The sequence below is a fragment of the Vibrio sp. TRT 2004 genome, assembly GCF_050113735.1.
Classification (GTDB): domain Bacteria; phylum Pseudomonadota; class Gammaproteobacteria; order Enterobacterales; family Vibrionaceae; genus Vibrio.
Map to the genome: position 1 here is coordinate 42,434 of NZ_JBNJOH010000024.1, position 19,240 is coordinate 61,673.

A 19,240-nucleotide genomic window follows, 5' to 3' on the forward strand; every position below is an offset into this window, starting at 1 on the left:
AAAAAGAAAAGGCTAGCCACCAAACGTTGAGACTAGCCGTGACGGGAACAGTAGCGAAAGTTTCAGCAAGGTATGGTCATCGAATCAGGGAGGGAAGTCTCGAAGTGACCGCAGACCTTGCATAGGGTTATAATGTCGCTAAACAACGATTAACACTAGAACAAGAAAATGAAGTATCAAATTCTGACACTCGAAGACTCAATTACTGCCGAATCACCACTCTTTATTGAAGGCTTAACGCTCGCGGCCAATATGGCAACCAAACCTTTAGCCCCAGAAAGTTGGCTAGGGTCGGTTTTTACTGAGCGTGCATTAGAGGTGAGACCGAGTATCGAAGCGCATATTCATCAGCAATACGCTTATTTGCAGCGAGGTGAATACTCGCTATTGAACTTACTCGAACCTGAACGCCAAGCCGAACAACTGGCTGACTTCGCAGAAGGCTTTATGGCCTTGTGGCCGACTGTCGAAGAGCAGTGGATGGAGACCAGTGTAGGAGATGGAACACTGCGTATGCTTCAGGCGATGTTAACGACGTTTATGTTAGCGGTTGATGAAGAGCAAACTCGTAGTCAAATGCAAGCGTCGGGCATTGAAACCCCACCGTTACTGAGTGACTTTATTGACCAAATAGACCTGATGATTGCTGAAGTAGCGCAAGCCGCTGATGCAGCAATGACAGGTGCCAAAGCTCAAAGCGTTAACCCATACAAAAACATTGGTCGTAACGATGAATGTCCGTGTGGGAGCGGTAAAAAATTCAAGCAGTGCTGCGGAAAATAAACAAAACTGATCGAACAAAGTTAACCTTGTTCGGTCATATTAGAACGAATTAGAAGTTATAAGTGGTACGTACGCGACCAATTAGGGTAACAATCGAATGAAAAAATTTGCTGTATTACTAATGATGAGCTTTTCCGTTATGGCTGCGCCTAAAGATGAGCTTAGCCAACGACTACAAATGAACGATGGATTCAGTGCTGATTTTTCTCAACAGCTGATCAGCCCTGAAGGCGACGTTGTGATGGAAGGTCAGGGTAATGTAGAGATCGCACGTCCGAGTCTATTTCGTTGGACGACAACCGCTCCGGACGAAAATGTCTTGGTGTCTGATGGTAAGAGCCTGTGGTATTACAGCCCATTCATTGAACAAGTGAGTATCTATTGGCAAGAGCAAGCAACAGAGCAAACCCCCTTTGTTCTTCTGACTCGCAATCGCGCGAGCGACTGGGATAACTACAAGGTTGAACAACAAGGGAATACCTTCACCTTAACGCCAACCGCAGCGGACAGCAATCAAGGTCAATTTAAGCTAAAAATCGACCCTCAAGGTAAGGTGGAAGGGTTTAGTGTGGTTGAACAAGATGGCCAGCAAAGTACGTTTACGTTCAACAATATCCACCTTGGCAAACCAAGTGCTGATCGTTTTACGTTCGCTATTCCACAGGGTGTAGAGGTCGATGACCAAAGGAACTAAGTGTGAGTAACTACACGTTAGATTTTTCGGGGGATGAAGACTTTCGCCCCCTTGCTGCCAGAATGCGCCCTCAAACACTCGAGCAGTATATTGGTCAGCAACATATTCTTGGCCAAGGCAAGCCGCTAAGACGTTCTCTAGAAGCTGGGCATATCCACTCGATGATTCTTTGGGGGCCGCCGGGTACAGGAAAAACCACTCTCGCTGAAGTGGCTGCCAATTATGCTAACGCAGAGGTTGAGCGTGTCTCGGCCGTCACTTCGGGTGTAAAAGAGATCCGTGCTGCCATTGACAAAGCTCGTGAGTATAAACTGGCAGGTCGACGCACCATCTTGTTTGTTGATGAGGTACATCGCTTCAACAAATCCCAGCAAGATGCGTTTCTCCCTCATATCGAGGATGGCACGGTAACCTTTATTGGCGCAACAACCGAAAACCCCTCTTTTGAACTCAATAACGCCTTGCTGTCACGTGCCCGCGTTTACAAACTGACGTCGTTGGCCAAAGAAGATATCCGTCTGGCGCTTGAACAAGCCATTAATGACGAAGAGCGTGGTTTAGGTGGGGTAGAGGCTGAATTTGTCGACAACGTGCTCGATCGTTTATCTGAACTTGTCAACGGTGATGCCCGCATGTCCCTAAACTACCTTGAGCTGCTGTATGATATGGCTCAAGAAGACGCGCAAGGGAAAAAACAGATCACTTTGGCTTTGTTGGCGGAAGTGGCCGGGGAGAAGGTCTCTCGTTTCGACAACAAAGGAGACATCTGGTACGACTTAATTTCAGCGGTACATAAATCAATTCGAGGTTCCAACCCCGATGCCGCCCTCTATTGGTCTGCTCGGATGATTGCAGCTGGCTGTGACCCTTTGTACATTGCTCGCAGGCTGTTGGCTATTGCGTCAGAAGATATTGGTAATGCCGATCCGCGTGCTATGCAGGTAGCTCTATCAGCATGGGACTGTTTTACACGAGTGGGGCCAGCCGAAGGCGAACGCGCGATTGCTCAGGCCATTGTCTATTTAGCATGCGCGCCAAAGAGCAATGCCGTCTATACCGCTTGGAAGCAAGCTCTGGCCGATGCGCATAACTTACCTGAGTATGAAGTGCCGCCTCATCTTCGTAATGCTCCCACCAGCCTGATGAAAGATCTTGGTTATGGCGCCGAGTACCGTTATGCCCACGATGAACCAGGAGCGTATGCGGCTGGTGAGCAATATTTGCCACCAGAAATGTCGGGAAAAACTTACTACCAGCCAACCAATCGCGGCTTAGAAACTAAAATTGGCGAAAAGTTAGATTACTTGGCTAGTTTAGACGCAAAAAGCCCACAAAAACGCTATGAATAAGCGTCCATTTTAGATACATTTATTCGGTTAATATTTTTAGCGCTTGAGCATGAAGCTTGAGCGCGATTTCACTACTAAAAAAAGCATAGGATTAACAATGCTGGATTCTAAATTACTTCGTACAGAGCTGGGTGAAACAGCTGCAAAACTAGCACGTCGTGGCTTTAAGCTAGACGTAGAGACAATCCGTACACTTGAAGAACAACGCAAGTCCATTCAAGTAGAAGTTGAAAATTTACAATCCACGCGTAATTCCATCTCCAAGCAGATTGGCCAGAAAATGGCAGCTGGCGATAAAGACGGTGCAGAAGAAATCAAGAAGCAAATCGGTACACTTGGTAGCGATTTAGACGCGAAAAAAGTCGAACTTGACGCGGTAATGGCGAAACTTGATGAAATTACTCTATCGGTTCCTAACCTGCCTGCAGATGAAGTGCCAGACGGTAAAGATGAAAATGACAATGTAGAGATTTCTCGTTGGGGTGAACCAAAAACTTACGACTTCGAATTGAAAGATCACGTTGACCTAGGTGAAATGGGCGACGGTCTTGATTTTGCGAGTGCCACTAAGATTACGGGTGCACGCTTTATCGTGATGAAGGGGCAGTTTGCTCGTCTTCACCGCGCAATTGCTCAGTTCATGCTTGATCTTCACACTGAAGAGCACGGCTACACAGAAATGTATGTGCCTTACCTAGTAAACTCTGACAGCCTATTTGGTACTGGCCAGCTACCTAAGTTTGGTAAAGACCTCTTCCACACAGAGCCGCTAGAAGAGAAAGTGAACGACGAAGAACCACGTAAACTGTCGCTTATTCCAACTGCGGAAGTTCCTGTTACTAACATGGTTCGTGACACGATTACTGACGAAGCAGATCTGCCACTTAAAATGACAGCTCATACGCCATGCTTCCGTTCAGAAGCGGGTTCTTATGGTCGTGACACTCGTGGTCTTATTCGTATGCACCAATTTGACAAAGTTGAATTGGTACAAATCACTAAGCCGGAAGACTCAATGGATGCACTTGAAGAACTCACCGCTCATGCAGAGAAAGTTCTTCAACTGCTAGAACTTCCTTACCGTAAAGTGGTTCTGTGTACTGGTGATATGGGCTTCGGTGCTCGTAAGACTTACGACCTTGAAGTTTGGGTTCCAGCGCAAGAGACTTACCGTGAAATCTCATCTTGTTCAAACATGTGGGACTTCCAGGCTCGTCGTATGCAAGCGCGTTTCCGTCGTAAAGGCGAGAAGAAGCCTGAGCTTGTTCATACACTAAATGGCTCTGGCCTTGCTGTAGGTCGTACAATGGTTGCGATTCTGGAGAACAACCAAGAAGCTGATGGTCGTATCGCAATCCCAACTGTACTTCAGAAGTACATGGGCGGCGCAACGCACATCGGTTAATCGCGAGCGATATATAAAGCAAAAGGCGACTGATACAGTCGCCTTTTTTGTACCTGCGGGAAATAAAAAAGCCGACAGTAAGCCGGCTTTTCTACAAGAGATGCTGGGGAGAGGTTAAATACTCATCTCACCACGAAGCACTTGCTGCATCTTAACCTTAACTTGTTCGTAGCTTAGACCTTGGCTTAAAAGGTAATGCAGTTTCGCCAGCGCTGCTTCTGGCGTCATATCATAGCCACTGATCACGCCAGCTTCTGCTAAGGCACAACCCGTTGCGTAACCGCCCATATTGACTTTACCAGCGAGACATTGAGTCAGGTTGACGACGAGAACGCCACGCTGTGAAGCCTCTTTGAGGTGATTGAGTAGCTCGGGATTTTGCGGAGCATTACCGACACCGAACGTCAGCAAAATCATTGCATTGACAGGCTGAAGCAACGTGTTGCGAATGACTTCGTGAGAAATCCCTGGGTACATAGTAATCACGCCGATAGGCTGTGGTGTAATGTCGTGAACTTTAAACTCGCCTTCTGGTTTCTTACCGACTTCAATCTCACTGCTGATTTGAATATTGATACCCGCTTCTAGCAGTGGAGGTAGGTTTGGTGAAGTGAAGGCGTTAAAGCCATCAGCGTGAGATTTCGTACTGCGGTTGCCACGCATGAGCTTGTTGTTAAAGAACAGCGTCACTTCGTTAATCGGGTAATTCGCAGCAATATGCAGGGCATTTAGCAGATTGGCTTGACCGTCAGAGCGCAGTTCAGCCAATGGAATTTGAGAGCCAGTGACAATGACAGGTTTACCCAAGTTTTCCAGCATGAACGATAGTGCAGATGCAGTATATGCCATGGTGTCGGTGCCATGCAGGATCACGAAACCATCGTACTTGTCGTAGTTATCACGGATATCATCCGCGATTTGTTGCCAATCTGCAGGTGTCATATCTGACGAGTCAATCAGAGGATCATACTCGTGGATAGTAAACTCAGGCATTTCTGGTCGATGAAACTCTGGCATGCTAGCGAGTTGTTTCTCCATGAAGCCAGCGATAGGAACATAGCCGTGATCATGGGATTTTTGCATACCAATGGTACCGCCGGTGTATGCGATATAAATATGTTTTCTTGCCATTGCTTTGAAACCAGTTAATTGTAGGGGGAACAGAGCGGGGAATTATATCTTAATCTAGGCCAATAAAAAGGGGGATTCCGCACAGGAATCCCCCCTAAATCATCTGGTCGGTTTAGTCACCATGCTGTGAAGCGAAGCTATTGAACCTGACAGTTTAGGCAGAAAGCGTATTGCCCTTTTGGATCATTGAAGCTTTGCAGCATATTCGTATCTTGCAGCACTTGTTTAGCGACGGGTTGGAGTGCTTGCGGCAGCATCGTCGTCGCGTCAATCCCTAAGTGGACACTGACCTGATTCATGAAATCTTGAATAAACTGCTGAGCTGGAGACAGTGGCTCTTCAACCCAATAGAGATTGTATTGCTCAACTTTAGCCAGTTCCGCTGCCAATGCGACTGCGTCATCAAAGTCACCAATTTTATCGATCAAGCCGAATTCCAATGCGTCTTGACCTGTCCAAACGCGGCCTTGAGCTACCTCATCCACTTTGTCTATAGGCATTTGACGTGATTGACTCACCAGACCGATAAAACGGTTATAGCCATGTTCGATCCCCATTTGGAATGCTTGGGATGCGCCATCTGAAAGACCGGTAGTGATACCGACATCAGAGAAAGGCGAAGTACCGATACCATCGGTATAGATACCCAGTTTGTTCAGACCTTTTTCAAACGTCGTTAGCACACTGAAGATGCCTATTGAACCCGTTAAGGTTGTCGGTTGTGCCATGATGCGATCTGCACTCATTGAAATCCAATAACCCCCTGAAGCGGCAAGGCTCGACATCGATACAACGACAGGTTTGCCTGCCTCTTTTAGAGCTTCGACTTCGTTGCGAATGACTTCTGACGCAAATGCGCTGCCTCCAGGGCTGTCAACACGCAGTACAACGGCTTTCACTTTGTCATTATTGCGTGCTTGGCGCAGTAGGGCAGCAACTGTATCGCCCCCAACAGTGCCGCGTGGTTGTGAACCATCCATAATGGCACCACTTGCCACCACAATCGCGATATCATCAGAAGCTAGGTTGAATTTAGGTGTTATTGTCAACTGGTACTCATAGAAGTCGACATAGTTATAGCTGTCTTCTCCGTTGCTACCAAAAACATCGACAAGCTCTTTTCTTACTTGCTGGCGTGTCGCCAGTTGATCGACTAGGCCGACATTTAGCGATAACGAAGCGAGATCACCATTGTTTGCTTTAAGCAGAGCGAGAAACTCGTTCATATCAGGATTGAGTGTTTTGGCATCAAGCTGACGATTGGCCGCGACATCATCAATATATGCCCCCCAAAGTTGCCCTAACCAGCGAGAGGCGGACTCTTTTGCCTCTTTCGACATATCGTCACGTACAAAGGGTTCTATGGCAGACTTATAGGTGCCAACACGGAATACATGGGTATTAACGTCGAGCTTTTCTAAAAGAGATTTGTAGTAAAGTGAATAGGCGCTATAACCTTTCAACATTACGGCACCATCAGGTGCTAGGTAGATCTTATCTGCATAGCTAGCGAGATAGTATTGACTCTGATTGTACATGTCGCCTACCGCGTAGATTGGCTTTCCAGAGGCCTTAAACTCATTCAATGCCTTAGCGATGTAGCGCAGTTTAGTCAGATTGGTTTCTGGCATATCGCGCAGCGCGAGAACAATACCACTGATTTGTGAGTCATCTTTTGCACGTCGAATGGTTTCAACAATATCAAAAAGGACGTTTTCTTTCGGTAAGCTCTGGCCAAACAAAGAACCTGTCAACGAATCCATTGGATTGACATAAGTTGCCTGTTCAACAATTGGACCAGAAATATTGACGATCAGCGCGGACTCTTTAGAAACCGTCGGCACAGGCGATTCGGCATTGGTATAGATGAAATAAATAATACCGATACTTGCCAGAAAAATCAGGTTGACGAGGGCAAGACGAATAAAAGTGATCAGTTTCCAGATCCCTTTGAAAAACATGCCAACAAACTTAAAAATACTCTTCATTTTTTCTCCGCTGCGAATCTCGCAGGTTAGGGCTTATCCAATGTAAGACCTTAGAATTCAAGATATAGTTATATCCTACTTAAACTAGTATACCCAAACAACCGTAAGATTGATCGGTGTTACAAAAATGTAAACGGGTGTTTGATTTTTATTTAATGACTTCGTATTCTGGTCAGACCACAATAAAAATAGAGTAAAGTGATGTCTTCCATGTATCCAAACCTACTAAAACCACTAGACCTCGGATTTACCCAATTGAGAAACCGAGTGTTGATGGGCTCAATGCACACGGGGCTCGAAGAACAAAAAGAAGGTCTCGGCAAGCTTGCTGCGTTCTACGAAGAGAGAGCGAAGGGTGGAGTAGGCCTAATCGTTACCGGAGGCTTTTCGCCAAACTTACGTGGTCGACTGCATCCATTTAGTGCTGAGTTTAGTAAAGCCAAACATGCTAAAGCGCATAAGGTCGTGACTGAAGCGGTTCACAAGCATGGTGGCAAAATCGCATTACAGCTATTGCATGCCGGTCGTTATGCGATGCATCCCTTTGCTCAAAGTGCTTCCTCAATTAAAGCGCCAATCGCACGTTTTGCACCGAGTGAAATGAGCACGCGTCAAATCAACAATACCATCGAAGCGTTTGCTAAGAGTGCTGCTTTAGCGGTTGAAGCTGGCTATGATGGTGTTGAAGTGATGGGTTCAGAAGGCTATCTCCTAAACCAGTTTATCTGTAAACGAACCAACACTCGCTACGATGAATGGGGCGGTAGCTATCAGAATCGTATCCGTTTCCCATTGGAAGTCGTCAAAGCGATTCGTAAAGCCGCAGGGCAAGAATTTATTATCATCTTCCGTCTTTCTATGCTCGACTTAGTGGAGGAGGGCAGTACCTTTGATGAAGTGGTTGAGTTAGCGCAGGAGCTTGAAAAAGCGGGTGTGACCATTATCAATACTGGTATTGGTTGGCATGAAGCAAGAATTCCTACTATCGCGACTCAGGTACCACGTGGGGCATTTACTTGGGTCACTGAGAAAGTTCGTCCACATGTTAATGTGCCGATTGTTACCTGTAACCGTATTAATACCCCTGAAGAAGCGGAATCGATTCTCGCCAATGGTCATGCCGATATGGTCTCGATGGCAAGACCGTTCCTAGCGGACCCTCATTTTGTCATTAAGGCAGAACAGAATCAGTCGCAATTTATTAATACTTGTATTGGTTGCAACCAAGCGTGCCTCGACAACGTGTTCAAAGGTAAACGCGCAGGGTGCTTAGTCAACCCTCTTGCTTGCCGCGAAACAGAGCTGGTGGTCAAACCGGCTGAGGTGAAAAAGAACATCGCCGTGGTTGGCGCAGGGCCCGCGGGTCTAGCCTGTGCTACGACACTAGCGGAAAGAGGCCACAGTGTTGATCTGTTTGAGCGTAATGACCGAATTGGTGGACAGTTCCGTCTGGCGATGCAGATCCCGGGTAAAGAAGAATTTAGAGAAACGATTCGTTATTTCGCTAACAGGATAGATCAAACTGGAGTGAAGCTTCATCTTGATACAGAAGCTAACTATGATCTGCTCGCTGAGTATGATGAAGTCGTGATGGCGTCGGGTGTTGAACCACGCAAAGTCAATATTGAAGGCATTGATACGCCAGAAAAAGTGATCGACTATCAGACATTGATCAAAGAGAAGAGCTTTGTTGGCAATAAGGTAGCGATTGTTGGTGCCGGAGGCATTGGTGTCGATGTTGCGACTATGCTGACTGAACCCAATGGGCACAATCTTGACGATTGGCTGCATGAATGGGGGATCGACAAGGAAATTTCTCATCCGGGGGGCCTTTACCCGTATCCTGAATCGTTGAGTGATAAAACCGTATGGGTATTACAGCGTCGTAAGGGTCGTGTAGGTAAAGGTCCGGGTAAAACGACTGGCTGGATTCACAAGCGCACTTTAGAAAAGCGTGGTGTAAATCTGCTCGGTGGAGTGAACTATGAGAAAATCGATGAACAAGGCCTTCACATTAGCGTTGATGACAAAAAACAGTTACTTGATGCAGATACTGTGATCATCTGTGCAGGGCAAGAATCGGTACGTCCTTTTGAAACTCAATGGGAACAGTTTGGTGACAAGCTGCATGTTATCGGCGGCGCAGACTATGCGGGTGAGCTTGACGCAGTAAGAGCGATTAAGCAGGGTGTAGAGCTGGCGGTTAAATTATAAGTCAGAGAATGAATAGATAAGGCCTCCAGTTGGAGGCCTTATTTGTTATCGCTTGAATTACAAAATGACGGTTTTGTTGCCGTAGACAAATACGTGATCGTTTAACACTTTATTGAGTGCTTTACTTAGGACATTTTTCTCCACATCGCGGCCTGCTTGCGCCATGTCTTGAGCACTGAAATTGTGGTCTACAGGTATCACGTCTTGTTTGATGATAGGGCCTTCATCCAGATCATTCGTCACAAAGTGCGCCGTAGCACCAATGATCTTAACGCCACGTTCATACGCTTGCTGGTATGGCTTCGCACCGATAAAGGCAGGAAGGAAACTGTGGTGGATATTGATGATCTTATGGTGGTACTTCTCAACAAATGATGGCGTTAACACGCGCATGTATTTCGCCAACACTAAGTAATCTGCTTGGTATTGGTCGATCACTGTGAGTAGCTTTTGCTCGTGCTCTTCACGATTTAGCCCTTCATGCGATACGTGATGGTAAGGAATGCCAAACTTCTCAGTTAAACTTTGTAACGTGTCATAGTTACCAACGACAGCAGCAATCTCAACATCTAGGCTGCCATCGTAGTTTTTCATGAGAATATCACCAAGACAGTGCGCTTCTTTGGTGACAAGGATAACGACACGCTTACGATTTGAGCCGATGAGCTTGCGCTTAGCGCCTTGCGGCAACGCTTGGTCGAGGTCAGCGAGAAATGTCTGGTCATTGAAGTAACCTTCCAGCTCGGTACGCATAAAAAAGTGGCCGCTGGTGTTGTCGACAAATTCGTTGTTGTGAATGATATTGAGTTGGTGTTTGTAACAGATATTGGTGATCTTCGAAATAAGACCAGGGGCATCTGTACAATGTGTCAGTAGTGTTTTCTTTTCCATTTAGTTAAAACTTCCGTGAATTATTTTTTTTGAATAATGAATTTTTTACGGGATTGCGAACGGTGAGCTCACCCGCATTATTGAAGCTACAATTAAACTAATATCGAAATGGTTTCAACAATTAATCTGAGTTAACCGTTTGCTCAATTTAGATGTTGGTATTTTTTCTCTTATCGCGTTTTTAGGTGGTAGTTATGGATAGAGAGTTATTAGCCCGAAAATTGTACTCAGAAAGAGTGAGCGCCCTCACAGGTGGAAAGGAAGTAGACGAAGAATTACTCGACGAAATGTGGGAAAACCGTGCCTCCCCAGCGGAAGCTGCAAAAGCATTGTCCGATTGCCAGCAAGAAGGTTTCACTGGCCCTGCTTGGTTAACTCGCTACCTCAATAAACGTTAATCTATAAATTGCCTAGGGCGCGAAATCCTGTTCGCGCCTTGGCCTTAAAACTGCCATAATTACCTCCCCTTAAGATTAACGCTCCGCATTTAATGATTTCAAAAACCTTCTCTTCTGAAGGCGCATTAGGAAAAGCCATTCCCGGTTTTCAACCGCGCCAAGCACAACTCGACATGGCTGAAGTCGTTGCCAATGCAATCAAGTCGCAAGGTCAGGTTGTGGTCGAAGCAGGCACGGGTACCGGTAAAACTTTTGCTTACTTGGTTCCTGCACTTATTAGCGGTAAAAAAACCATCATCAGTACAGGGTCTAAAAACCTCCAAGAGCAGTTGTTCCACCGTGATCTGCCTTTGATGACTAATGCGCTCGGATTTTATGGTCAAGTAGCCTTACTTAAGGGACGCGCGAACTATCTTTGTTTAGATCGCCTTAGCCGACAGATGGTGGAAAGCCACAATCAGACCGCAGATCCGACGCTACTCAGTCAGTTAGTTAAAGTGCGTAGCTGGTCATCCGAAACGAAAACCGGAGATTTGGGGGATTGCGATGCTATAGCAGAAGACAGCCCTGTGATACCGACCATCACTTCTACTAACGACAACTGCCTTGGTAAAGAGTGCCCGAGCTATCAGGAATGCTTTGTGCTTAAAGCACGTAAAAAGGCGATGGATGCAGACATAGTGGTCGTCAACCATCACCTGTTTTTAGCTGATCTTGCGATCAAAGAAACTGGCTTTGGGGAATTGATTCCGGAAGCTGACGTTTTTATTTTCGATGAGGCTCATCAGCTACCGGACATTGCCAGCCAATACTTTGGCCAATCTCTATCCAGCCGACAAGTTCATGAGTTATGCAAAGACATTGAAATCGCCTATCGAACTGAAGCGCGCGATATGCGCCAGCTACAGAAAGCGGGTGAGAAGCTCTATCAGACGGTGATGGATTTGCGCATAGTCCTTGGTGAGCCAGGGTTTCGTGGTAATTGGCGCGAAGCCATTAATTCCCCTTCGATTGGCCGAGAGTTGCGCCGACTTGAAGAGACATTGGATTTTGTTATCGAAGTACTCAAGCTTGCTTTGGGGCGCAGTCAGTTATTGGATAGTGCGTTTGAACGCGCCAATACCATCAAAGCAAGATTGGTGAGGGTTTGTGATGTCTCTATTACGGGTTACTCTTATTGGTATGAGACGAGTCCACGACATTTTAGTCTGCATATCACCCCATTAACCGTAGCCGACAAGTTCCATGAACAGATTGAGCTCAAGCAGGGAGCATGGATATTTACTTCAGCGACCTTGGCGGTGAACAACGATTTTGGACACTTTACCGCTCGGCTAGGATTGAAACCCCAAGTTCAAATGTCTTTACCAAGTCCGTTTGACTATCAAAGTCAGGCGAGGTTGTGTGTTCCCCGTTATCTGCCAGAACCGAATAGTCCGGGAATGGCCGACAAGTTAGTCACGATGCTAAGCCCTGTTATCGAGCAAAACCAAGGGCGCTGTTTCTTTCTCTGTACATCGCATAGCATGATGAAAGAGCTGTGTGAGCGTTTTCGCCAGCACCTGACGATACCTGTATTGATGCAAGGTGAAACCAGTAAACAAAAAACACTCGCGGAATTTATGGAGCTGGGGAATGCGCTGCTGGTAGCGACGGGGGCATTTTGGGAGGGGATTGATGTTAGAGGTGATGCGCTTAGCTGTGTTATTATCGACAAATTGCCTTTTACCGCACCAGATGACCCACTATTGAAGGCTCGCATTGAAGATTGCCAGCTAAAAGGGGGAGACCCCTTTGCTCAGGTTCAAATACCGGATGCAGTAATCACCCTCAAACAGGGTGTTGGGCGCCTAATTCGCGACAAGAAGGATAGGGGAGCTCTGATTATTTGTGATAATCGCTTAGTAACCCGAGACTACGGTGGGGTCTTCCTTGCCAGTTTACCTCCGATACCCCGCACACGTGACCTAGCGGTGGTACAGGACTTTCTTAAACATAAGTCATGTCAAAATTAAACAAACAATCAGAGATATCAATGAGTGTAAAGATCCTTGCTCTAGATACGGCGACTGAGAACTGCTCAGTTGCTCTTTTAGTAGACGATAAAGTGTACGTGCGCAGTGAAGTTGCACCACGTGATCACACCAAGAAAATACTGCCTATGGTAGATGAAGTACTGAAAGAAGCGGGGTTAACCTTAGCGGAACTGGATGCACTTGCCTATGGGCGTGGCCCGGGTAGCTTTACTGGTGTGCGAATTGGCATTGGTATTGCACAAGGTTTAGCGTTCGGCGCGGATTTACCTATGATCGGTGTGTCGACACTAGAAGCTATGGCTCAGGGAGTCTACCGTAAACACGCTCAAAGCCATGTCGCGACTGCGATTGATGCGCGTATGAATGAGGTTTATTGGGGACGTTTCACTCGTCAAGAAGATGGCACTTGGCTAACGGTCGATAGTGAGTGTGTCACGCCACCTCAGCGGGTCGCCGATAATAGTCAAGCCGATGAACAGGTATGGTTTACGGCAGGGACAGGTTGGGATGCTTACCCAGAACAACTCAATGGTCTACAGTTCAACACGCAGAAGAGTGATGTATTGTTCCCTGATGCAGAAGATATTGTTCAACTAGCAAAATTTGAACTGGCTAAAGGTAACGCAGTGGATGTCGAAGAGGCGAGCCCAGTCTACCTTCGCGATACGGTTGCTTGGAAGAAACTACCGGGTAGAGAATAACGACGTTCATCAGATAAACGGCATAAGCGGATAGTATGGTATCAATTAACGGTTTACCTCCTTCGGTCCCTGGCCCCAATAGGGCAAATAAGGCCAATAAGAAGAATGAGGTCAAAAAATCAAGTGATAAAACACCCGTTAGTCAACCGAGTAAGGTGGCGAATGCGGTGGCACATTCTATCCGCCATGTCAGCGAATCTGAACTCCATAAAGCACAAGTTCAGTACGACCTTCCGCAAGGACGAGGACGTAAGGCAATGGAGGAGTATATGAACGTTATGACGCAAGCAAAGCGTGATGAACTATCGCGATTGCTTGGTGTCGATATTTACATCTAACGTTATGGGCTTGTCTAACGCTATGTCTCTTCGTCTATTACAACCACTGTTCATCTTGGTCGGTGCAGCATTGCTGTCGGCCTGTAGTGCGTTGCCAGAAACCTTGAAATCCGATAATCCACAGCTAATCACCGATTACACGGTTTGGCAGTCTACGCATAATAGCGGCGATGAAGTGCGTCTCGGTGGTTTGGTCGCCAGCGTGACCAACCTTAAAGACACCACTCGTGTAGAAGTCGTCAACCTGCCAATTAGTGCATCGGGCAAACCGGATATTACCCAAGAGCCTCAAGGCCGTTTTGTTGCTTACATTGAGGGATTTGCTGATCCAGTGACCCTATCAACAGGGCGACTGATCTCACTACTTGGTGACTCTCAACCTAGAGAACAAGCAAAGGTAGGTGAGTATAGCTATGACTTTCCCGTAATGAAGGTCAAAGGTTATCACCTATGGAGGATTGAAGAACGTGTCATCATTCATGACTTCGACAGTTACCTATTTCCATGTCATGGGCTGTATTGTCGCGAATCTCGTTATGGGCCTAAGCAAGGCAAAGTCATTCAAGAAGTCAAATAATGCGCCTTGAACGTAGATGGAATATTGCCGATGGCCATATTGCAGCCATCGAATACGGCTGCAAAGAAACGGCTGAATTATCCGTCGTTTTTTTACATGGTTGGTTGGACAACGCGGCCAGTTTCGAAAGCGTGATGAGAGAGTTACACGCAATCAGTCCTCAGTTTCACCTTTGCGCAATCGATTTACCTGGCCATGGCCTTTCTAGCCATAAAAATGGCGGCAATTTCTACCCATTTCACGACTATATAGAGGACGTTTACCAGTTTTTGGCTAACTTATCGCCAAACAGACTGGTACTAGTGGGTCATTCGCTTGGTGCTTTGATTGCAAGTTGCTATAGTGCCGCCTTTGCTGAGCAAATCGATGGATTAGTTCAGATAGAAGGGTACGGACCTTTGGCTGAATCATCACAAAATGCCGTTTCTCGGCTACGAGAAGGTATATTGAGTCGGCAAAGAATCCGTAGAAAACCGATGCGTGCCATGCAGTCAGTCCAAGAAGCGATAGAGCGTCGAGCAAAAGTGAACGAACTTGACGCAGAGTTGATTGCTCCCGTCGTGAAGCGCGGCCTAATCGAGATAGAAAATGGTTGGCAGTGGCGACATGACGTTAAGCTACAGAGCCAATCACTGTATCGAATGTCGCTGGAACAAGCGGCAGTATATCGCCAGCAGCTCACCCTACCTCAACAGGTTATTCTTGGTGAGCAAGGTTTCTCTTATTTGCAGTCTTTTCAGAATGATACTCCCGATTCCACTCATGTAGAGATGATCGAAGGTGGTCACCACTGTCATCTGCAATCCCCTTTTAGAGTAGCTAGCCTAATTTTTGGTTTAGTTAACAAAATTTAAACAAGTGTTTGAGTCTTTCGTGCTCAAGCAGCCCGCCTGTGCTGTAATAGACGACATTGCAAATAGAGCGTTTCACATAGTAGACAGCCAGCTAATTTTGAGGAGTTTTACCGTGGATAAACCTTGGTTATCACGTTATCCAAGTGATGTGCCAGAGCACATCAACCCAGATCAATATCCATCCTTGGTGGAGATGTTTGAACAGTCAGTACAAAAGTACGCTGACCAGCCTGCATTTATGAACATGGGCTCGGTAATGACTTTTCGCAAGCTGGAAGAGCGTAGCCGTGCATTTGCGGCTTACTTGCAGAATGAGCTGAAGTTGAAAAAAGGTGACCGTGTCGCTTTGATGATGCCTAACCTCCTGCAATATCCGGTGGCGCTGTTTGGCGTTTTACGCGCAGGTATGATCGCTGTCAATGTCAACCCTCTTTACACACCTCGTGAACTTGAGCACCAACTGAACGACTCTGGTGCGAAAGCGATTGTGATTGTTTCTAACTTTGCCAACACCCTTGAGCAAATCGTTGACAACACATCAGTGAAACACGTTGTTCTGACCAGTCTCGGTCAAATGCTACCGCGTGCAAAAGGCACATTGGTCGACTTCGTGGTTAAGTATGTCAAAGGCATGGTTCCTAAATATGACCTACCGGGCGCAATTTCCATGCGCCAGGCGTTACACAAAGGTCGTCGCCTTCAATACGTGAAGCCATTTATGTCGGGTGACGATATTGCCTTCTTACAGTACACCGGTGGTACAACAGGAGTCGCTAAAGGAGCGATTCTTACTCACCGTAACATGATTGCCAACGTACTACAGGCGAAAGGTGCGTATGGTCCGGTTTTGTCAGAAGGCCGTGAGTTAGTCGTAACCGCATTACCGCTCTACCACGTATTTGCCTTGACGGTGAACTGTCTGCTGTTTATCGAAATGGGTGGTCAGAACCTATTGATTACCAACCCACGCGATATTCCTGGTTTCGTTAAAGAGCTACAAAAATATCCATTTACTGCGATTACCGGTGTTAATACCCTGTTCAATGCATTGGTTAACAACGAAGACTTCCATGAACTCAACTTCAGTAATCTTAAGTTGGCAGTTGGTGGTGGCATGGCGGTTCAACGCGCAGTCGCAGACCAATGGAAGAAAACCACAGGTATTCATCTACTTGAAGGCTATGGTCTGACAGAATGTTCACCACTAGTAACGGGTAACCCATATGACCTGACTGATTACACAGGGGCGATTGGTTTACCGGTACCATCAACTGAAGTTCGTATCGTTGATGATGAAGGTAATCCTCTCGCGAATACTGAAGTTGGTGAACTTCAGGTTCGTGGTCCACAGGTCATGCAAGGCTACTGGCAACGCCCTGAAGCCACCAAAGAGGTGATCAATGCCGAAGGGTGGTTATCGACCGGTGACATCGTTAAGTTTGATGATGAAGGGCTAATCCACATTGTCGACCGTAAGAAAGATATGATTTTGGTATCTGGCTTTAACGTGTATCCAAACGAAATTGAAGATGTCGTGGCTTTGCACGGTAAGGTACTTGAGGTTGCTGCGATTGGTCAGCCACATGAAGTGTCTGGTGAACTGGTTAAAATCTATGTTGTTAAACGTGATCCTAGTTTGACTAAAGATGAGATCATCGCTCACTGTCGTCAGCACCTAACGGGTTACAAGATTCCTAAGCTTGTTGAGTTTAAGGACGATCTGCCGAAAACCAACGTAGGTAAGATTCTACGCCGTGTACTTCGTGAAGAAAACGATGCCAAGCTAGCAGAATCGCAACAAGGCTAAGTGAGTTAACTCAGCAAGCCGCAATGTTTGGTGATAGAATGCCGACTATACATAGTCGGCATTTTTTATGTCGATGGAAATCGCTCATAGTGAGAAGTTAGTGAAATATCAGATTATTACTCAGTCATCACAGCTAGAAACAGTGTGTAACAGCGCTAGGGAAGCGGACGTTGTGATGTTGGATACCGAATTTGTGCGCACTCGCACCTATTATCCACAGCTAGGTTTGATTCAACTTTTTGATGGAGAAAACCTGTCGCTCATTGACCCCACGGTCATCGATGACATGACGGCGTTTGTCCAGTTACTGCAAGATACGTCAGTGCTGAAAGTCCTGCATGCTTGTGGTGAAGATTTGGAAGTATTTCACAATAGCTTTGACTGTTTACCTTACCCTATGGTCGATACGCAGCTAATGGCAGCCTTCCTCGGCCATGGCTTATCGACAGGTTTTGCTGCACTGGTAGCGGATTACCTAAACGTTGAGTTGGACAAAAGTGAGTCACGTACAGACTGGTTGGCGCGACCATTGACCGAGAAACAGCTAGAGTATGCCGCGGCCGATGTATATTACTTGCTTCCCCTTTATGAACAGCTATTTGAGAAAATTACTCAGGCGGGCTGGTGGCAGGCCGCTCAGCAAGAAAGTGATTTGCTTGCCTCGAAACGAATTAAAACAATTCAACCCGAGCGCGCCTACCTTGATGTTAAAGGAGCGTGGCAATTAAAGCCTAGCGAATTAGCCGTTTTGAAACCTCTAGCGACATGGCGACTAAAAGAGGCGTTGAAGCGGGACTTAGCGCTGAACTTTATCTTCAAAGAAAATGACCTTCTGAACGTCGCTCGTTTGGGTATTGAGAGCCGCAAACGAATGGAGCAGGAGGGGATGGACTTGCGTTCTGTTCAGCGTCACAGTGCACGCATCATTTCCATCGTCAAATCAGCGCTGATGACTCCGCAAGAGGAGTATCCGCAAAAAATTGAGCGTCTAATGGATATGCCTGGCTATAAGCAGAAGTTTAAAGTGCTTAAAGATGAGGTTAAACGCGCCTCTCAGGCGAGTGGATTAGCCACGGAATTCTTAGCATCGAAAAAGCAATTAAATCAGCTTATTAGTTGGGTGTGGAAAAAAGACCGTGACCCTGCTTCGCTTCCTGATGTGATGCAAGGTTGGCGTTTGGAACTGTTTGGCGAAAAACTGAATAAGCTTCTTTAAACACGCTTTAATGGGGCTCGATGGAACAGAAAACAACATTAATAGGGTTAACTGTTCCTTTTGGGTTCTAGTTAACTTTTGCCCATTTATTGCTCCCGTCAAAAACTAAATGGGTAAATAGGCGAATTTTCCTCAATTGTCGATTATGTGACCTTTTGCCTAGGGTTTGTCCGTTGAGTTTGTTGATAACAAATCAATTGCTTATGCTTGCGAGTACGTCGAACGTTTCTTCAAGTTGGTAAGCATCATGTTTAATAATGCCGTCACCGTTGGAACCCCAACCAGTACAGGCGGAAAAGTCTTAACAGGCAGTGCTGGCGTAAAAATTAACAACTTGGATGTGAGTCTCTTGGGAGACCAAGCTACCTGCACTTGTGGGGATGAAAACTGTCGCGGAGTAGGTCCAATCATGCAGGGCTACCTACGAAATATTAAGATTGGTGGCAAGCTGATAGCGATGAAAGACGATCCGGTTGATACCGGATGTGGCAATTGCTTTGTGCTTGCTAGTGGTGACGCCGTTAGCCTTGGTGCTCAAATGTCTGGCTCAATTAATATAGGGCAGGGTGTCAATATCAATATCGGGTCGAGCTTGAGCTTTGGGCAAGGTGTCTCTTTTGGCGGTCGCTCTGCTGCTTCACTATCTACAACGTCCAACTCGACCAGTCATTTATCACCAATGAACGACCTTTATCGCTCGGATCCATTGCTTTATAGCCAAACTCAAACCGTCGACAAAATATTGAGTGATTCTCTCGCTTTAGAGTGTTCTCTTGAAGAAGAAATGGCGAAGAACATGCAACATGTTCTTATCACCGATTTGGAGGATGCACACAAGATCCTGCATAACCTTTGGCT

General features: G+C 46.4%; 16 protein-coding genes and 1 pseudogene. 14 read left to right on the forward strand and 3 right to left on the reverse strand.

Annotated elements, in window-relative coordinates; all coding sequences use genetic code 11:
• Positions 1–168 precede the first annotated feature (168 nt).
• The 4 genes from ACQEXR_RS11350 (at position 169) to serS (ending at position 4,231) form a co-directional block, all read left to right on the forward strand.
• Positions 169–783: a YecA family protein gene (locus ACQEXR_RS11350; protein WP_427020366.1), complete on the forward strand. Its 615-nt coding sequence runs from the start codon at positions 169–171 to the stop codon at positions 781–783.
• Positions 784–880: 97 nt separating this feature from the next.
• Positions 881–1,477 (forward strand): outer membrane lipoprotein chaperone LolA, encoded by a 597-nt coding sequence (lolA, locus tag ACQEXR_RS11355; RefSeq protein WP_427020367.1) that lies wholly within the window; start codon positions 881–883, stop codon positions 1,475–1,477.
• Positions 1,478–1,479: 2 nt separating this feature from the next.
• Entirely contained in the window at positions 1,480–2,826 is a 1,347-nt protein-coding gene (locus ACQEXR_RS11360) for a replication-associated recombination protein A (protein WP_331417527.1), read from the forward strand.
• A gap of 97 nt (positions 2,827–2,923) precedes the next feature.
• A complete protein-coding gene (serS, locus tag ACQEXR_RS11365) occupies positions 2,924–4,231 on the forward strand; it encodes a serine--tRNA ligase (protein ID WP_427020368.1) in 1,308 nt (435 codons plus the stop codon).
• Positions 4,232–4,345: 114 nt separating this feature from the next.
• Here serS and ansA read toward each other — a convergent pair whose 3' ends face one another.
• Entirely contained in the window at positions 4,346–5,362 is a 1,017-nt protein-coding gene (gene ansA, locus ACQEXR_RS11370; RefSeq protein ID WP_138970744.1) for an asparaginase, read from the reverse strand.
• 137 nt (positions 5,363–5,499) lie between these two features.
• Positions 5,500–7,350, reverse strand: coding sequence for a signal peptide peptidase SppA (sppA, locus tag ACQEXR_RS11375; RefSeq protein ID WP_427020369.1), 1,851 nt, complete (start codon positions 7,348–7,350; stop codon positions 5,500–5,502).
• Positions 7,351–7,551: 201 nt separating this feature from the next.
• On the opposite strand from sppA, the gene ACQEXR_RS11380 reads away from it, so the two are divergent.
• Complete coding sequence (locus ACQEXR_RS11380; RefSeq protein WP_427020370.1) at positions 7,552–9,564, forward strand: FAD-dependent oxidoreductase; 2,013 nt, start codon at positions 7,552–7,554, stop codon at positions 9,562–9,564.
• 57 nt (positions 9,565–9,621) lie between these two features.
• Here ACQEXR_RS11380 and purU read toward each other — a convergent pair whose 3' ends face one another.
• Positions 9,622–10,455, reverse strand: a complete 834-nt coding sequence (gene purU / locus ACQEXR_RS11385; protein ID WP_269376043.1) for a formyltetrahydrofolate deformylase — start codon at positions 10,453–10,455, stop codon at positions 9,622–9,624.
• Between the two features lie 194 nt (positions 10,456–10,649).
• On the opposite strand from purU, the gene ACQEXR_RS11390 reads away from it, so the two are divergent.
• The 9 genes and pseudogenes from ACQEXR_RS11390 to ACQEXR_RS11430 form a co-directional block, all read left to right on the forward strand.
• Entirely contained in the window at positions 10,650–10,853 is a 204-nt protein-coding gene (locus ACQEXR_RS11390; RefSeq protein ID WP_138970741.1) for a hypothetical protein, read from the forward strand.
• A gap of 92 nt (positions 10,854–10,945) precedes the next feature.
• On the forward strand, positions 10,946–12,868 hold the full coding sequence (locus ACQEXR_RS11395; protein ID WP_427020371.1) for an ATP-dependent DNA helicase: 1,923 nt from the start codon (positions 10,946–10,948) through the stop codon (positions 12,866–12,868).
• A gap of 20 nt (positions 12,869–12,888) precedes the next feature.
• Positions 12,889–13,590: a tRNA (adenosine(37)-N6)-threonylcarbamoyltransferase complex dimerization subunit type 1 TsaB gene (tsaB, locus tag ACQEXR_RS11400; protein ID WP_138970739.1), complete on the forward strand. Its 702-nt coding sequence runs from the start codon at positions 12,889–12,891 to the stop codon at positions 13,588–13,590.
• Between the two features lie 35 nt (positions 13,591–13,625).
• Positions 13,626–13,928 carry a chromosome partitioning protein ParA gene (locus tag ACQEXR_RS11405; protein WP_138970738.1) on the forward strand — a complete coding sequence of 101 codons (303 nt, stop codon included), beginning with the start codon at positions 13,626–13,628 and terminating at the stop codon, positions 13,926–13,928.
• A 22-nt stretch (positions 13,929–13,950) separates the two neighbouring features.
• Complete coding sequence (locus ACQEXR_RS11410; RefSeq protein WP_331417535.1) at positions 13,951–14,505, forward strand: Slp family lipoprotein; 555 nt, start codon at positions 13,951–13,953, stop codon at positions 14,503–14,505.
• Complete coding sequence (locus ACQEXR_RS11415) at positions 14,505–15,359, forward strand: alpha/beta fold hydrolase (RefSeq protein WP_427020372.1); 855 nt, start codon at positions 14,505–14,507, stop codon at positions 15,357–15,359. The genes ACQEXR_RS11410 and ACQEXR_RS11415 overlap by 1 nt, the downstream gene beginning before the upstream one ends.
• A 112-nt stretch (positions 15,360–15,471) precedes the next feature.
• Positions 15,472–17,166 carry a long-chain-fatty-acid--CoA ligase FadD gene (gene fadD / locus ACQEXR_RS11420; protein ID WP_138970736.1) on the forward strand — a complete coding sequence of 565 codons (1,695 nt, stop codon included), beginning with the start codon at positions 15,472–15,474 and terminating at the stop codon, positions 17,164–17,166.
• A 100-nt stretch (positions 17,167–17,266) separates the two neighbouring features.
• On the forward strand, positions 17,267–18,382 hold the full coding sequence (gene rnd, locus ACQEXR_RS11425) for a ribonuclease D (RefSeq protein ID WP_331427187.1): 1,116 nt from the start codon (positions 17,267–17,269) through the stop codon (positions 18,380–18,382).
• 247 nt (positions 18,383–18,629) lie between these two features.
• Positions 18,630–18,809: pseudogene (locus ACQEXR_RS11430) on the forward strand (PAAR domain-containing protein); the annotation flags it as partial.
• Positions 18,810–19,240: the final 431 nt, after the last annotated feature.

What these genes read in the sequence shown, in the direction of transcription:
- ACQEXR_RS11395 (WP_427020371.1), top strand. Translation starts at nt 10,946, where the DNA reads ATGATTTCAAAAACCTTCTCTTCTGAAGGCGCATTAGGAAAAGCCATT.
- ACQEXR_RS11415 (WP_427020372.1), top strand. Translation starts at nt 14,505, where the DNA reads ATGCGCCTTGAACGTAGATGGAATATTGCCGATGGCCATATTGCAGCC.
- ACQEXR_RS11390 (WP_138970741.1), top strand. Translation starts at nt 10,650, where the DNA reads ATGGATAGAGAGTTATTAGCCCGAAAATTGTACTCAGAAAGAGTGAGC.
- ACQEXR_RS11350 (WP_427020366.1), top strand. Translation starts at nt 169, where the DNA reads ATGAAGTATCAAATTCTGACACTCGAAGACTCAATTACTGCCGAATCA.
- lolA (WP_427020367.1), top strand. Translation starts at nt 881, where the DNA reads ATGAAAAAATTTGCTGTATTACTAATGATGAGCTTTTCCGTTATGGCT.
- ACQEXR_RS11410 (WP_331417535.1), top strand. Translation starts at nt 13,951, where the DNA reads ATGTCTCTTCGTCTATTACAACCACTGTTCATCTTGGTCGGTGCAGCA.
- ACQEXR_RS11380 (WP_427020370.1), top strand. Translation starts at nt 7,552, where the DNA reads ATGTCTTCCATGTATCCAAACCTACTAAAACCACTAGACCTCGGATTT.
- sppA (WP_427020369.1), bottom strand. Translation starts at nt 7,350, where the DNA reads ATGAAGAGTATTTTTAAGTTTGTTGGCATGTTTTTCAAAGGGATCTGG.
- ansA (WP_138970744.1), bottom strand. Translation starts at nt 5,362, where the DNA reads ATGGCAAGAAAACATATTTATATCGCATACACCGGCGGTACCATTGGT.
- tsaB (WP_138970739.1), top strand. Translation starts at nt 12,889, where the DNA reads ATGAGTGTAAAGATCCTTGCTCTAGATACGGCGACTGAGAACTGCTCA.
- ACQEXR_RS11405 (WP_138970738.1), top strand. Translation starts at nt 13,626, where the DNA reads ATGGTATCAATTAACGGTTTACCTCCTTCGGTCCCTGGCCCCAATAGG.
- purU (WP_269376043.1), bottom strand. Translation starts at nt 10,455, where the DNA reads ATGGAAAAGAAAACACTACTGACACATTGTACAGATGCCCCTGGTCTT.
- serS (WP_427020368.1), top strand. Translation starts at nt 2,924, where the DNA reads ATGCTGGATTCTAAATTACTTCGTACAGAGCTGGGTGAAACAGCTGCA.